General features: G+C 72.5%; 15 protein-coding genes and 1 tRNA gene. 7 read left to right on the top strand and 9 right to left on the bottom strand.

Annotated features, from left to right (window positions below; genetic code table 11):
- Positions 1–5: 5 nt before the first annotated feature.
- Positions 6–77, bottom strand: a tRNA-Arg gene (locus ACWEOH_RS13690).
- An 87-nt stretch (positions 78–164) separates the two neighbouring features.
- Here ACWEOH_RS13690 and ACWEOH_RS13685 point away from each other — a divergent pair.
- The gene (locus ACWEOH_RS13685; RefSeq protein WP_452031724.1) at positions 165–1,205 is read left to right on the top strand and encodes a lactonase family protein; all 1,041 of its coding nucleotides are present in this window, start codon (positions 165–167) and stop codon (positions 1,203–1,205) included.
- A gap of 262 nt (positions 1,206–1,467) precedes the next feature.
- Here the strand turns inward: ACWEOH_RS13685 and ACWEOH_RS13680 are convergent, their stop codons facing one another.
- The 4 genes from ACWEOH_RS13680 to ACWEOH_RS13665 all read right to left on the bottom strand — a co-directional run bounded on the left by ACWEOH_RS13680 (position 1,468) and on the right by ACWEOH_RS13665 (position 5,121).
- The gene (locus ACWEOH_RS13680) at positions 1,468–2,391 is read right to left on the bottom strand and encodes a CHAP domain-containing protein (RefSeq protein ID WP_452031722.1); all 924 of its coding nucleotides are present in this window, start codon (positions 2,389–2,391) and stop codon (positions 1,468–1,470) included.
- A 132-nt stretch (positions 2,392–2,523) separates the two neighbouring features.
- Complete coding sequence (locus ACWEOH_RS13675) at positions 2,524–3,021, bottom strand: HNH endonuclease (RefSeq protein WP_148733990.1); 498 nt, start codon at positions 3,019–3,021, stop codon at positions 2,524–2,526.
- 359 nt (positions 3,022–3,380) lie between these two features.
- Positions 3,381–4,034: a C40 family peptidase gene (locus tag ACWEOH_RS13670; RefSeq protein ID WP_452031720.1), complete on the bottom strand. Its 654-nt coding sequence runs from the start codon at positions 4,032–4,034 to the stop codon at positions 3,381–3,383.
- A 394-nt stretch (positions 4,035–4,428) separates the two neighbouring features.
- The gene (locus ACWEOH_RS13665) at positions 4,429–5,121 is read right to left on the bottom strand and encodes a metal-dependent transcriptional regulator (protein ID WP_452031718.1); all 693 of its coding nucleotides are present in this window, start codon (positions 5,119–5,121) and stop codon (positions 4,429–4,431) included.
- Between the two features lie 68 nt (positions 5,122–5,189).
- On the opposite strand from ACWEOH_RS13665, the gene serC reads away from it, so the two are divergent.
- Both serC and ACWEOH_RS13655 read left to right on the top strand, forming a co-directional pair.
- Positions 5,190–6,305, top strand: a complete 1,116-nt coding sequence (gene serC, locus ACWEOH_RS13660; protein WP_452031716.1) for a phosphoserine transaminase — start codon at positions 5,190–5,192, stop codon at positions 6,303–6,305.
- Positions 6,306–6,310: 5 nt separating this feature from the next.
- On the top strand, positions 6,311–6,577 hold the full coding sequence (locus ACWEOH_RS13655; RefSeq protein WP_452031714.1) for a DUF2530 domain-containing protein: 267 nt from the start codon (positions 6,311–6,313) through the stop codon (positions 6,575–6,577).
- Here ACWEOH_RS13655 and ACWEOH_RS13650 read toward each other — a convergent pair.
- Positions 6,553–7,485: a DUF3027 domain-containing protein gene (locus ACWEOH_RS13650; RefSeq protein ID WP_452031712.1), complete on the bottom strand. Its 933-nt coding sequence runs from the start codon at positions 7,483–7,485 to the stop codon at positions 6,553–6,555. The genes ACWEOH_RS13655 and ACWEOH_RS13650 overlap by 25 nt on opposite strands.
- Positions 7,478–7,858: a cold-shock protein gene (locus ACWEOH_RS13645; protein WP_148733984.1), complete on the bottom strand. Its 381-nt coding sequence runs from the start codon at positions 7,856–7,858 to the stop codon at positions 7,478–7,480. The genes ACWEOH_RS13650 and ACWEOH_RS13645 overlap by 8 nt, the downstream gene beginning before the upstream one ends.
- Before the next feature lie 109 nt (positions 7,859–7,967).
- Here ACWEOH_RS13645 and ACWEOH_RS13640 point away from each other — a divergent pair, with 109 nt between their 5' ends.
- The 4 genes from ACWEOH_RS13640 (at position 7,968) to ACWEOH_RS13625 (ending at position 12,494) form a co-directional block, all read left to right on the top strand.
- Complete coding sequence (locus ACWEOH_RS13640; RefSeq protein WP_452031710.1) at positions 7,968–8,243, top strand: multidrug ABC transporter ATPase; 276 nt, start codon at positions 7,968–7,970, stop codon at positions 8,241–8,243.
- A 10-nt stretch (positions 8,244–8,253) separates the two neighbouring features.
- The gene (locus ACWEOH_RS13635) at positions 8,254–10,119 is read left to right on the top strand and encodes a helicase-associated domain-containing protein (protein WP_452031708.1); all 1,866 of its coding nucleotides are present in this window, start codon (positions 8,254–8,256) and stop codon (positions 10,117–10,119) included.
- Positions 10,120–10,185: 66 nt separating this feature from the next.
- Positions 10,186–11,826: a DNA repair helicase XPB gene (locus tag ACWEOH_RS13630; protein ID WP_452031706.1), complete on the top strand. Its 1,641-nt coding sequence runs from the start codon at positions 10,186–10,188 to the stop codon at positions 11,824–11,826.
- Between the two features lie 71 nt (positions 11,827–11,897).
- Positions 11,898–12,494 (top strand): dihydrofolate reductase family protein, encoded by a 597-nt coding sequence (locus ACWEOH_RS13625; protein WP_452031704.1) that lies wholly within the window; start codon positions 11,898–11,900, stop codon positions 12,492–12,494.
- 2 nt (positions 12,495–12,496) lie between these two features.
- On the opposite strand, the gene ACWEOH_RS13620 is transcribed toward ACWEOH_RS13625, so the two are convergent.
- On the bottom strand, positions 12,497–13,210 hold the full coding sequence (locus ACWEOH_RS13620) for a pyrimidine reductase family protein (RefSeq protein WP_452031702.1): 714 nt from the start codon (positions 13,208–13,210) through the stop codon (positions 12,497–12,499).
- On the bottom strand, positions 13,207–14,127 hold the full coding sequence (gene folP, locus ACWEOH_RS13615) for a dihydropteroate synthase (protein WP_452031700.1): 921 nt from the start codon (positions 14,125–14,127) through the stop codon (positions 13,207–13,209). The genes ACWEOH_RS13620 and folP overlap by 4 nt, the downstream gene beginning before the upstream one ends.
- Positions 14,128–14,141: the final 14 nt, after the last annotated feature.

Below are 14,141 nucleotides of genomic sequence, written 5' to 3'. Positions count from 1 at the left end.
ATCGGTGCCCCTGGAGGGACTCGAACCCCCAACCCTCTCCTTAGGACGGAGCTGCTCTTCCATTGAGCTACAGAGGCTGACCGCACGAGTCTACCGGCTCGGGGTAGCGTGTTCAGCGGTGCGTGCGCGCCCGCGGATGCGGCACGGCCGCGGGAGGAGCGACCATGCCGGCATCGGAGACCACGAGGTTCTGGGTGGGCGCGTCGACGATCGGCGCACTCGGCTCGGCGGCGCGCGGCATCCGCCCGCTCGACGTCGCCGCCGACGGCTCGGCGAGGCTCGGCGAGCCGGTGGACGTCGGGACGAACCCCATGTTCCTGGCCGTGTCGGCCGCGACGGGCGTGCTCGCGATCGTGCACGAGGTCGCCGACGGCGCCGTGTCGACGTGGACGCTCGAGGGCGACGCCGTGCTCCCCTTCGGCCTGCCGGGGTCGACGGATGCCGCGGACCCGTGCCACGTCGCGTTCGACGAGTCGGGCGCGTGGGCGTTCGCTGCGAACTACTCGGGAGGGCGGCTCACGGCGCACCCGTCGGCACCCGATGTCGCAGCGTCGGCCGTGTTCTCGATCGCCTTCGCGGGCTCGGGGCCGAACGCGGAGCGGCAGGCGTCGGCGCATCCGCACCAGGCCGTCGTGGACGGCGCGCGCGGCCGGCTCCTCGTGCCCGACCTGGGCTCCGACCGGCTCCGGGTGCTCGCGCTCGGCGGACTGCCCGCCGAGCTGCCGCACCTCGAGGCCGACGACATCGCGATCCACGCGGGTGCGGGGCCGCGCCACCTCGTGATCGCCGGCGACGTGGCGATCGTCGCGAACGAGCTCGACCGCACCGCGAGCGTCATCGACCTCGTGGCGGGCCGCGAGCTCGCGGCGTTCCCCGTCGATGAGCGCGTCCCGGCGCGCGGCCTCGGCCTCTCCGCGATCCGGCTCACGCGGGCGGGCACGGTGCTCGTCGGCGATCGGGATGCGGACGCCCTCGTCGCCCTGTGCTTCGACCCCGTGGCGCGCACGCTCGAGCACGCGGCATCCGTGCCGACCGGCGGACGCCACCCGCGCGACCTGCATGTCACGCACGACGAGGGGCACGCGCTCGTGGCCGACCAGCAGTCGGACTCGATCGCGGTGGTGCGCCTGGAGGACGGCCTGCCCGTGGAGGTCGTCGGGACCATCGGCACGCCGGCGCCCGCGTGCCTCGCGCGCGTTCCGTGAGGCCGGCGCCGCAGCGGCGCGTCAGGCGGGGACGGTGGGCGTCAGTTGTAGCCCAGGACGACGATCGCAGAGGTCGTGGGCGCGAGCTCGTCGACGAACCCGATCTCCTCGAGTCGTGCCTCGTCCAAGGGCTGCGTCATCGCCGTCACCTGCTCCTCCGTGGAATGAGGTCCCACGTTACGGGAGCGACGCACCCGAGGTCACTGTCCGAGTCGTCCAACGTTGCGCGCCGTTTTCGCCACGGCGTCGACAAGGACTGGCGTCAGACCGGCGGGTAGAGGTAGATCGCCGCCGACCCGTTGGGGATCGTGCGCACATGGTAGGAGTGGTCGCTGTTCTGGTTGTACTCCTCGATCGTGACCGTGCCGTCGCCGTTCACCGACTGCACGTAGGCCACGTGGTTGTACGGGAACCAGGCGACCGAGCCCACGATCGGGTCGGTGCTCGTGGCCCAGCCGCGCCGGACCCACTCATCGGCCCAGGCGTAGGCGCTGCCCGACGCGAGGTTGCCCCAGTCCCACTTCCACGGCGCGCTCGTGACGCCGGCGTCGCGGTTGAGGCGCCACGCCACGAAGTCGACGCACTCCCGGTAGTAGTACCGGAGCGGCGAGAGACCCCCGCCGTAGTCGTCGGGGGTCTCGTTCCACCAGGGGTAGTCGTCGCCCTCGGCCTGCTGGGCGGGCGTGTAGTACGCGCCCGATCGGTTGAGCTGCGCGCCGTACGTCGCGCGCTCGGCCTCGGCGGCGGCGGCGTCGATCTCGGCCTTGGTGGTGATCGCGTAGGCGTCGCTCGAGACGGGCTTGCCACTCGCGAGCACCGACACGTCGACGTTCTGCGCTTCTGCGCGAGTGAGGCTGAACGCACCGGATGCCTCGAACCCGCCGCCGGGGATCATCGCGTAGGCGGGCAGCGCCACGGTGCCCACGATCGCGGGAATCACGAGCACGGTCGCGAACACGTGCGCGGGCCCGTTGCGGCGGGCCGGACGGGGTGCGGCGACGACCTCGCGAGCCCGACTCGCGGATGCCACGACGACACGGGTCGCGGGTGCGGCGGCCGCGGCATCCGCTCGAGCCGCTCGAGCACGTCGGCCCTGCCTCGGCGCGGTGCGACGAGCGCGGCCGCGGTCGGCCGCTCGGCGCTCGGAGCGGGTGGGCTCGGGGGCGTCGTTCTCGTCACCGTGCAACAGGGGGACCTCCGGATCCCGTCGGAGGCCGCAGTGCAGCCCGGAACGGGGTGGCTTCATCGGGCGTTCCGGAGGTCGGGTCTCCGGACTCGTTCCACCATAGGGCACGAGCGCAGCGAAGTCACTTACCGTTCAGGCCGCGATTGCGAGGTACTCGTCCCACTGCGGGAGCGGCCGCTCGAACCCGCGCACGACCCAGCTGCGACCCTGCGGCATCCCCGGGGTGAAGCGCAGCTGCCAGCCCATCTCGGCCGGCGTGTGGTCGCCCTTCGTGTTGTTGCAGCGCAGGCAGCAGGCGACGAGGTTCTCCCACGTGTCGCGGCCGCCGCGCGAACGCGGCAGCACGTGGTCGATCGTCGCCGCCGACCGACCGCAGTACGCGCACCGGTGCTCGTCGCGCCGCAGCACCCCGCGCCGGCTCACCGGTACGGCGTGCACCCGGGGTGTTCGCACGTAGCGCGTGAGCAGGATGACGCTGGGGCGTTCCCACGAACCGCTCGTCGCGTACACCGGATTGCCCTCCTCGTGGAGGAGCACGGTGGCCTTCTGGTTCATGACCAGGAGCAGGGCGCGCTTGAACGAGACGACGGCGAGGGGCTCATAGCCCGCGTTGAGCACGAGTGTGCGCATGGGGTGCCTTTCGATCGGTGCTGGATGGCTTCCAGCCGCGTGAACGGATCGACGACGAGCGCGCGTCGTGGCGCACCGGAGGGGCGGCGATCAGGCGTCGCGGAACGGCCCGGAGACGAAGAACGGGCACCGTCGTTACGACAGTGCCCGTCGGCGTTTTCGCCCGGATCGTGCTCGGCTGACTGCTGTGCCGTTGGTGGAACTGCGCGCGCGCATCCGTGGAATGGATGCTGCGCGTCGCGACCATCGGCTTCCCCTGCCCGGTTCTCGGATCGTCAGGGTTCAAGGCTAAAGCACGAATGGCGCACCGGAACCCTCCGGCGCGCCATTCCCGCTTCGTGTCACGAGATGTTCACATCTCAGATGCGCACGATCCAGTAGTCGCTCGTCCAGATCGGCTGGATGCGCACGACGGTTCCCTCGTAGGGCGCATGCAGGATCTGGCCGTTGCCCGCGTAGAACCCGATGTGCCCGGACATCACCACGAGGTCGCCGGGAACGGCCTGCGAAACGGGGATCTGCGTGCCGGCCGCACCCTGCGCGGAGGACGAGTGGGGCAGGTTGATGCCGAACTGCGCGTAGACGTACTTGACGAGGCCCGAGCAGTCGAAGCCGGCCGGCGTGGCGCCGCCGTAGACGTACGGCACTCCGAGGTACTGCTGGGCGACGGAGAAGACGCTCGACGGGTCGGCGGAGCCGTAGACCGGGTTCGCGGCGAGCTCGTCGGCGGAGAGGCCGGAGTAGGCGGCGGCGTAGGAGGCCATCTCCGCCTCGGCGGCCAGTCGGGCGGCCTCGGCTTCTGCTGCGGCGCGGATCTCCTCGCCGGTGGTGACGGAGAAGGTGTCCTTGGAGGCCTGCGCGGCGACGACGTCATCGGTCACCTCGACGGACTGGGCCTGCGCCTTCGTGAGCGACGTCTCGGCGGTGGTGCCGAACTGCGGCCCCTGGGAGCCGGGCGCGAACGCGTAGGCCGGGATCGCGAGCGTGCCGACGATGCCGGCGGCCACGGTCATGACCACGATGTTCGCGACCCCGCCGCGGCGAAGGCGACGGGCGGTCGAGGGGAGCGGTGCCGCGGAGACCTTCGCGGCGAGGTCGGTGGATCGGGGGGCCGGGGCCTTGTGTGCGGCATGCGCCGTCACGAGGGCCCTGCGAGCGCCGGTACGGGTGGCGCCTCGCCGGGAGATTCGAGCCAAAACGTGTCCTCCGCCGCCCCACGACCCGGGTTGCAGTCGTCCCACCTCGTGCGCACGCGGCGCGTCACGGGTTCTGAATCGAGCGGTGGGTGCCTGGGGGCGATCTCGATCCTGTTCCGCCGACCGGCTTCGTGCCGGCGGACTCGAACGACAATACGCGAGGCAGGCCCGAATGTCACATTCCGATCACGGAGTGGCCGTGATCAGGGATTTATTCGGCGACGAAGATGTGGCCGGCGACTTCGGACGGCAGTTCGAGCCCACCGTCGACGCCGTCGACCTCGACCAGCACGTAGGGGCCGGCGGCGCTGAAGACCGCCCTCGCGCCGGGCACGACGCCCGCCTGCTTGAGCTGCGAGAGCAGCTCGGGGTCGAACTGCACGGGCTCCCCGAGGCGGCGGACGACGCCCCGCACGGGCTCGTCGCTCGCCGACACGGCGTCGAGCACGCGGACGACGCCCGACATGAACGGATCGGCGGCCGGGACGCCGAGCTCGTCGAGTCCCGGGATGGGGTTGCCGTAGGGCGACTCGCGCGGCTGGCCGAGCAGCTCGATGAGCCGGCGCTCGACCTGCTCGCTCATCACGTGCTCCCAGCGGCATGCCTCGTCGTGGACGTATTCCCAGTCGAGGCCGATGACGTCGGCGAGGAGCCGCTCGGCGAGGCGGTGCTTGCGCATGACGTGCACGGCCTTGCTGCGGCCGGCGGGCGTGAGCTCGAGGTGGCGGTCGCCCGAGACGACCACGAGGCCGTCGCGCTCCATGCGTGCGACCGTCTGCGACACGGTGGGGCCGGAGTGGCCGAGGCGCTCGGAGATTCGAGCGCGCAGCGGCACGATGTTCTCCTCCTCGAGATCGAGGATCGTGCGGAGGTACATCTCCGTCGTGTCGATGAGATCGGTCACCGGAAGCCCTCCCTGTCGCAGCCCGTCATCAAGCCTAGCGGCCACCACCCCCTCGCTAGACTCGTCGCATGCCGAGCCTCGTCATTCCCAGCGACCTCCTGCCCGCCGACGGACGATTCGGCTGCGGGCCCTCGAAGGTCCGCCCCGAGCAGCTCGCGCACCTCGCCGCCGAGGGCCCCCGCCTCCTCGGCACGTCCCACCGCCAGGCTCCCGTGAAGGACCTCGTCGGCCGCGTCCGCACCGGAATCGCCGACCTGTTCTCGCTGCCAGAGGGCTACGAGGTCGTGCTCGGCAACGGCGGGTCCACCGCCTTCTGGGACGCCGCGGCATCCGGGCTCATCGACCGCAGGGCGCAGCTCTGCTCGTTCGGCGAGTTCGGCGCGAAGTTCGCCGCGGCCGCGGGCGCGCCGTGGCTCGAGGCGCCCGACGTGCGCACCGCCGACGCCGGCACGCGGTCGGATCCCGAGCCGGTCGACGGCGTCGACGTCTACGCGTGGCCGCACAACGAGACCTCTACGGGCGTCATGGCGCCGGTGCGCCGGGTCGGCGGCGACGCGGGCGCGCTCACGGTCGTCGACGCGACGAGCGCCGCGGGCGGCGTCGCGGTCGACCCCGCCGAGTTCGACGTCTACTACTTCGCGCCTCAGAAGAACTTCGCCTCCGACGGCGGCCTCTGGTTCGCCCTGTTCTCCCCCGCCGCGATCGAGCGCGTCGAGCGCCTCGCCGCGAGCGACCGCTACATCCCCGAGTTCCTCTCCCTGAAGAACGCGATCGACAACTCGCGGCTGAACCAGACGCTGAACACGCCGGCCCTCGCGACCCTGCTCCTGCTCGAGAGCCAGCTCGACTGGATGAACGGGTCGGGCGGCCTCGCCTGGGCCGACGCGCGCACGCGCGAGTCGTCGTCGGTGCTCTACGACTGGGCCGGGCGCACGCCGGTCGCGACGCCCTTCGTCACGGATGCCGCGGACCGCTCGCAGGTCGTCGTCACCATCGACTTCGACGAGTCGACGGATGCCGCGCGCATCGCGTCGATCCTCCGTGAGAACGGCGTCGTCGACACCGAGCCGTACCGCAAGCTCGGCCGCAACCAGCTGCGCGTCGCGACCTTCACGGCGATCGAGCCCGACGACGTGCGTGCGCTCACCGCGTCGATCGACTACGTGCTCGAGCGGATGGACTGAGTCCCGTGCGCCTCTGGCTGAGCGAGTCGGAGCGTCGCCCCGATCCGGCGCCGGCACGGGCCGACGCCCGCAAGGCGGTGCTGGTGGGCACCGTCGCGTGGCTCGTCGCGCTCGTCGCGTCGCTCGTCTTCCGTGCCCAGCTCGAGGCCGCCGGGCTCGGATGGCTGCTGTGGGCGGCCGTCACCGGGCTCGGCCTCGGCGTGATCGGGCTCGTCGTGGTGCAGCTGATCCGCCGACGCGCCGCGCGTCAGGAGGCCGGGTCGGCCGGCTGATCCTCGGCGTCGTCCTCGGACTCGTCGGCGTCGTCCTCGGACTCGTCGGCGTCGGCCGAGTCGTCGAGCGCGTCGATGTCGATCCCGTCGAACTCGTCGTGCCCGTCGTCGTGTCCGAACGCGGCGTCGAGCTCGACGTCGTCGTCGAGGTCGGAGTCGTCCTCGTCCTCGTCCTCGTCGTCATCGTCATCGTCGTCGAGCTCGTCCTCGTCGTCATCGTCATCGTCGTCGAGGTCGTCCTCGTCGTCGAGCTCGTCCTCGTCGTCGAGCTCGTCCTCGTCATCCGACTCGTCGTCGGCCTCGACCCCGTCGACCCCGTCCTCGTCCTCGTCGGACTCGCCCGCGGGCTCCCGGTCGTCCTCGCCCGCTGCCTCCGCTGCGGCCGCGGCGGCCGCCTCCTGAGCCGCGCGGTAGTCGGCGAGGCGTTCCGACCACGGGATCCACTCGGGCGCGAGCAGCGCGGCGTCGCCCGGCATGAGCTCGGTCTCGAGCACGGTCGGCTCGGCATCGTCCACCCGGGCGATCGTGACGCTCCAGCGCCAGCCGGGGTAGCCGGCGAGGTCGGCGGCGAAGAGCAGCGTGAGCACGTGCTCGTCCTCGACGAGGTGGCCGACGACCGATCCGACCGTCTCGGGCGCCGTCACCTCGAGGAGCGCGCGCCGAGCGAGGTCGACCGCGTCGAGGAGCACGGCGTCGGGCTCGAACACCGGGGCCGGCGCCTCGGCCGGCGCCGCGGCATCCGACTCGGTCGCGTCCGCGGCATCCGTCGACTCGGTCGCGTCCGCGGCATCCGTCGACTCGGCCGCGTCCGCGGCGTCCGTCGACTCGGCCGCGTCCGCGGCTTCCGTCGACTCGGATGCCTCGACCGCCTCGGCCGGCGCCTCGGTCTGCTCGGTGGGCTCAGGCATCCAGATCGTCTGCCACCTTGCGCAGCACGGCTGCGACCGTGCGCGCCTTGGACTTGTCGGGGTAGCGGCCGCGGCGCAGGTCGGCGCCGATGCCGTCGAGCACCTTCACGACGTCCTCGACGATGATCGCCATGTCGTCGGCGGGTTTGCGGTTGATCTTGGTCAGGCTCACCGGCGCGTCGAGCACGCGCACCGAGAGGGCCTGCGCACCGCGCTTGCCCTCGGCGACGCCGAACTCGAGGCGGGTGCCGCTGCGCACGGTCGCGCCGGCGGGGAGGGCGGACGCGTGGAGGAAGACCTCCTGGCCGTCATCGGAGCTGATGAAGCCGAACCCCTTCTCCTCGTCGTAGAACTTGACCTTGCCGGTGGGCATCGTGTGAACCTCGCTCGCGTCGGAAGGCGCGCTGGACCAGCGTCGCCGTGCTCCATCCAGTCTAGGAGTCCTCGTCCCCGAGGACGGCCGCCTGCCCTATTCTGGGAAAGTGAGCGATTCCGGTCCCGTGACCCAGCACCGCGCCGAGCGCATCCTCGCGTACATGTTCGTCGCCATCGTGGGGCTCTCGATCCTCGCGTTCATCGCGGTCATGATCGGCACGGCCGTCGGAGCCGGCGCGAACGACGGCTTCAGCCAGGGCATCTGGCCCATCGTGCTCACGCTCCCGTTGTTCGGGCTGCCCATCGCGTTCCTCCTCCTCATCGCGCTCCTCATCGTCAACGGCGTCCGTCGAGCCCGCGCCGGCCGGGCCGGATCGAGCTGACCGGCGGCCGATGCTCGAGCTCGCCGCACGACTCAGGGGGCTGCCGCGACCCGGACTCGCGTCGGCACTGCAGTCGCGCGAATTCGACGCCTCCGGCGTGCGCGACCTCTTCGACCTCGCCGAGGTGCTGCTCGCGCCCGACTCCGTCGACCACGCGCTGAGCCGGCTCGACCGCCGCCACCTCGCCGTGCTCGCCGCGGCATCCGACGTGGCCGACGAGCACGGCGACACCACGCTCGAGGCCGTCCACGGCAGGTTGCAGGAGCTCGGGGCCACCGACGAGCTGGCGGATGCCGCGCCCGCCCTCGTCGACGAGCTCGCCGCGCTCCTGATCGTGGTGGACTCCGACGACCACGTGCACGTGCCCACCGCGATCACGGGCCGCATCGGCGTGCACACCCCGCGCGACATCCCACCGGCCGACGAGCTCGCCGCCCCCGCTCCGCCCGTGCTCGTCGGGGTCGACGACGTCGACCGCAGCCTGCTTGAGCGACGCGCGGCCGAGACCGCGTACGCGACGGTCGCGGCGACCGCGGAGCTGCTCGCGGAGCTCGGCAACCAGCCCGCCCGCGAGCTCGCGAAGGGCGGCCTCGCGCTGCCCGACTCGAAGCGACTCGCCGAGGTGAGCGGCGTCGCGCTCGAATCGCTCCCCCGCCTGTTCCACCGCGCCGACGAGGCCGGCCTCGTCGTGCGCGACGGCGCCTTCTGGCTCGAGTCCGACCTCGGCGCGGAGTGGACCCAGCAGAGCGCGGCCCGGCGGTGGCGGCGCCTCGCCGAGTGCTGGCGCGACCGCGTGCCCGCGCCGCTGCGCGAGCTCGTCGCCCGGCGCAGCGAGAACCTCACGGCCACCGACCTGCGCGACGACGTGCACTGGTTCTACCCGGCGGGCGGCCGCTGGATCGAGGACGGGCTCGACCGGCTCGTCGCCGAGGCCGAGGCGCTGGGGCTCGCGGTTGCGGGCGAGCCCATCGAGCCGGGCCGCCTCGTGCTCGCCGGCGACATCGACCGCGCCGCGCGGACGCTCGCCGCACACTTCCCGGCGCAGGTCGACAAGGTGTACCTGCAGCACGACCTCACGGTCGTCTCCCCCGGTCCGCTCGAGCCCGCGCTCGACGGCCGGCTGCGCGGGTTCGCCGACGTCGAGGGGCGCGACCTCGCCTCGACCTATCGCATCAACGCGGCATCCGTGAACCGCGGCCTGGCCGCAGGCGAGTCGGCCGAGTCGATCCTCGAGTTCCTCGGCGGGCTGTCGCTGACGGGCATCCCGCAGCCGCTCGAGTACCTCGTGGCCGAGGCATCGACGCGGTTCGGCTCGGTGCGGGTCGCCGCGGCCGATGAGGCGGATGCCCCGGCGCGCGCGTCCATCCGCTCCGACGACGAGCAGCTCGTGCGCACGCTCGCGGTCGACCAGTCGCTCACCTCGCTCGGGCTCCGGCAGACGGGCCCGCACCGCCTGCTCTCGCGGTTCACGCCCGACGTCGTGTTCTGGGCGCTCTCCGACGCGAAGTACCCCGTGGCCGCCGAGGACGCGAACGGCGACATCATCCGGCTGAAGCGCCACCGGCTCGCGCCCGCGCCGGCTCCGCCGCCGAAGACCGACCCGATCGCCGCGATGCTCGACCGCGTGCTCGCCACGGGCGACGAGGGCGCGACCGAGCAGGCGTGGCTCGCGCGCCAGCTCGAGGCGGCGGCCCGCGCCAAGGAGACGCTCACCGTCACCGTGCGCATGCCGGGCGGCCAGACCGCCGACTACCTGCTGGCACCCGCGAGCGTCGCGAACGGCCGGCTGCGGGCCCGCGACCGGAAGGCCGACATCGAGCGCACGCTGCCGCTCTCGGCGATCGCGGCGGTGTCGCCGGCACCCACGAACGTCTGACCGCGGCATCCGTGCACTGAGGCGCGGAGGCCGCCACTTCACGAAGCAGGCGTAGACTCGACGGTTATGTCAGACGGCCCCCTCATCGTGCAGAGCGACCGGACCGTGCTCCTCGAGGTCGCGCATCCCCTCGCCGAGGACGCCCGGCACGACCTCGCGGTCTTCGCCGAGCTCGAGCGCGCACCCGAGCACGTTCACACCTACCGCATCACGCGGCTCGGCCTGTGGAACGCGCGGGCGGCGGGGCACGACGCCGACGACATGCTCGGCACGCTCGAGCGGTACGCGAAGTTCCCGGTGCCGCAGACGGTGTCCGTCGACATGCGCGAGACCGTCGCGCGCTACGGCCGGCTCGTCGTCGACCGCACCGAAGACGGCGCGCTGCGCCTGCACAGCGACGACATCGCGGTGCTCACCGAGGTGGCGAACGCGAAGCGCATCGCGCCGCTCCTGACCGAGCGCATCGACGACTCGAGCTTCCTCGTGGACGCGTGGGCGCGCGGACAGCTCAAGCAGGAGCTCGTGAAGCTCGGCTGGCCCGCGGAGGACCTCGCCGGCTACACGCCGGGCACCCCGCACGAGATCGACCTCGAGCAGGACGACTGGCACCTGCGCGACTACCAGCAGAAGGCCGTCGACAACTTCTTCGACGGCGGGTCGGGCGTCGTCGTGCTGCCCTGCGGCGCGGGCAAGACGCTCGTCGGCGCGGGCGCGATGGCGACCGCGAAGACCACGACGCTCATCCTGGTCACCAACACCGTGTCCGCCCGGCAGTGGCGCGACGAGCTCCTCAAGCGCACGAGCCTCACGGCCGAGGAGATCGGCGAGTACTCGGGGCAGGTCAAGGAGGTGAAGCCCGTCACGATCGCGACGTACCAGATCCTCACCGCGAAGCGGAAGGGCGAGTACGCCCACCTGGCGCTCCTCGACGCGCTCGACTGGGGCCTCGTGGTCTACGACGAGGTGCACCTGCTGCCCGCGCCCGTGTTCAAGCTGACCGCCGAGCTGCAGGCCCGCCGCCGGCTCGGCCTGACCGCGACGCTCGTGCGCGAGGACGGCCGCGAGGGCGACGTGTTCTCGCTCATCGGCCCCAAGCGGTTCGACGCCCCGTGGAAGGAGATCGAGGCGCAGGGCTTCATCTCGCCCGCCGCCTGCTACGAGGTGCGCATCGACCTGCCGCAGTCCGAGCGGCTCGCGTACGCGGCATCCGCCGACGACGAGCGCTACCGTCTCGCCGCGACCGCGCCGGCGAAGCTCGACGTGGTGCGACAGCTCGTCGCCCGCCACGAGGGCGAGCGCATCCTCGTGATCGGCCAGTACCTCGACCAGATCGACGAGCTGGCCGAGGCGCTCGACGCGCCGCAGCTCACCGGCGCGACCCCGGTCGACGAGCGCGAGCGCCTGTTCCAGGAGTTCCGCGACGGACGCACACCGGTGCTCGTCGTCTCGAAGGTCGCGAACTTCTCGGTCGACCTCCCCGAGGCGACGGTCGCGATCCAGGTGTCGGGCTCGTTCGGCTCGCGCCAGGAGGAGGCGCAGCGCCTCGGCCGGCTGCTGCGGCCCAAGGAGTCGGGCCTGTCCGCCAACTTCTACACGCTCGTCGCCCGCGACACCGTCGACCAGGACTTCGCGCAGAACCGGCAGCGGTTCCTCGCCGAGCAGGGGTACAGCTACACCATCCTCGACGCGCACGCCATCGCGGCCTGATCACCGGCGTCGGCGGTTCCCCGTAGGCTCGCACCAGTCGTGGAACGCCGACCGGTTCGAGGAGGAACCCCATGTCCATCGTCACGTGCGACATCTCCGTCTCCATGGACGGCTACTCCGCCGGTGTCGACCAGTCGCTCGAACAGCCGCTCGGGAACATCGACGAGAGCTGGCTGCACGCCTGGATGTTCGACGCGGCCGACGAGAACCGGGCCGAGGTCGACGCCATCGTCGACGCCGGCGCGTTCATCATGGGTCGCAACATGTTCGGACCCGACCGCGGTGCGTGGGACCTCGACTGGAAGGGGTGGTGGGGCGACGACCCGCCCTACCACGGGCCCGTGTTCGTGCTGGCGCACCGGGAGCGCGAGCCGGTCCCCATGGAGGGCGGCACGACGTTCCACTTCGTCACCGACGGCATCCACGCGGCGCTCGACCGTGCACGAGCGGCCGCGGGCGAGCGCAACGTCGCGGTCGCGGGCGGCGCGTCGACCGTGAACCAGTTCCTCGCCGCAGGTCTCATCGACGAGCTGCGCGTGCACGTGAGCCCGGTCATCCTCGGCGCGGGCGAGCGCCTCTTCGACGGCGTCCCGCGGCAGCGGTTCGAGCAGGTGTCGGCGCGCGGCACGTCGCTCGTGTCCCACCTCGTGTACCGGCCGGTGCGCTGAGCTCAGCGCCGGCGCGAATACCGCAGCAGCAGCAGGTCCCCCGCGGGGATCGCGTGCACGAGCCGCATCGACCGCTCGACCTCGGGCGCGCCGCGCACGATCCGCCCCGCCGTACCGGCGACGAGCAGCGGACTGAGACTCAGGCACAGCTCGTCGACGCGGTCGGCCTCGATGAGCGAGCCGAACAGGTGCGGTCCGCCCTCGCACAGCACCTGCGGCAGCCCGGCCTCGGCGAGCGCGTCGACCATCTCGCGCACGTCGACGGATGCCGCGCCGCACACGAGCACGTCGGCGACCTCGGCCAGCGCCTCGCGCCGACTCGCGGACGCCGCGGCGTGGGTCACGACGATCGGGCGCTCCACCGCGTCCGCGAAGAACGGATGCTCGGGCGAGAGGTCGAGCCGCGACGACACCACGGCGACCCGGGGCTGCGCGGCGAGTCCGTGCGCGCGCCGCCACGCGGCATCCGCCTCGCCGACCCGCAGCCCGCCGTAGCCCTCGACCCGCACCGTGCCGGCGCCGATCAGCACCACGTCGGCGAGCGCGCGCAGCACCTGCATCGCGAGCCGGTCGTGCTCGTCGCCCAGGCCGCCGCTGCGCCCCTCGAGCGTGACGGCCCCGTCGAGGCTCATCACGAAGTTCATGCGCACGGCGGGCGTTGCACGGTCGTCGATCGCGTAGGCCTCGAACAGCTGCTCCCGCGTCGGTGCGCTCATGACTCCTCGTTCGGTCCGTCGACCACGTTGTGCTGCAGGTGCGCGGGCTCGCGCCATCCCATGATCGCCTCGACCATGCGTGCCGCGTCGACCGACTCCGGCACGTTGTGCATGCGCAGGATGCGCGCGCCCTGAGTCGCGCAGAACACCGCCGCCGCGAGCGAGCCCGCCAGCCGCTCCTCGCGCGGGCGGGCGAGCGCCTCGCCGACGAAGTCCTTGTTCGAGACGGCCGCCACCAGCGGGAACCCGAGCCGCGTGAGCTCGCCGAAGCGGCGCGTGAGCTCGAGGCTGTGCCGGGTGTTCTTGTTGAGGTCGTGGCCCGGATCGAGCACGATGCGCTCCTCGGGGACCCCGTGCGCCACCGCGAGCTCGGTGCGCTCCTCGAGGAACGCCGCGACGTCGGCGACCACGTCGTCGTACTGCGGCCTCGGGAACCACTGCCGCGGCTCGGCCCGGCTGTGCGTGATGACGAGCGTCGCATCGGATGCCGCGACGACGTCGGCGAGCGCCGGGTCGTGCACGCCCGTGGTGTCGTTGATCACGTGCGCTCCCGCGGCGATCGCGGCGGCCGCGACCTCGGCATGGAATGTGTCGACCGAGAGCGCCGCGCCCGCATCGGCGAGCGCCTCGACGACGGGGACCACGCGGTCGATCTCCTCCTCGACGGGGATCGCGGGCCCGGGGCCGAACTTCGCGCCGCCGATGTCGATCCAGGCGGCGCCCTGCTCGACGGCGCGGCGCCCAGCGGCGACCGCCGCATCGAGTCCGAACGTGGCCCCGCGGTCGTAGAACGAGTCGGGCGTGCGGTTCACGACCGCCATCACCGCGATCGTGCGCCGGAAGTCGACGTCGCGTCCGGCGATGCGGCGCACCGGGTGCGCGTACTCGGGCTCGACCCAGCCGAGCGGACGGCTCACGCCGCGGCCCCGGA

It is taken from the genome of Agromyces sp. NPDC004153, from assembly GCF_053603635.1.
This window is presented reverse-complemented; position numbering and strand designations above follow the sequence as displayed.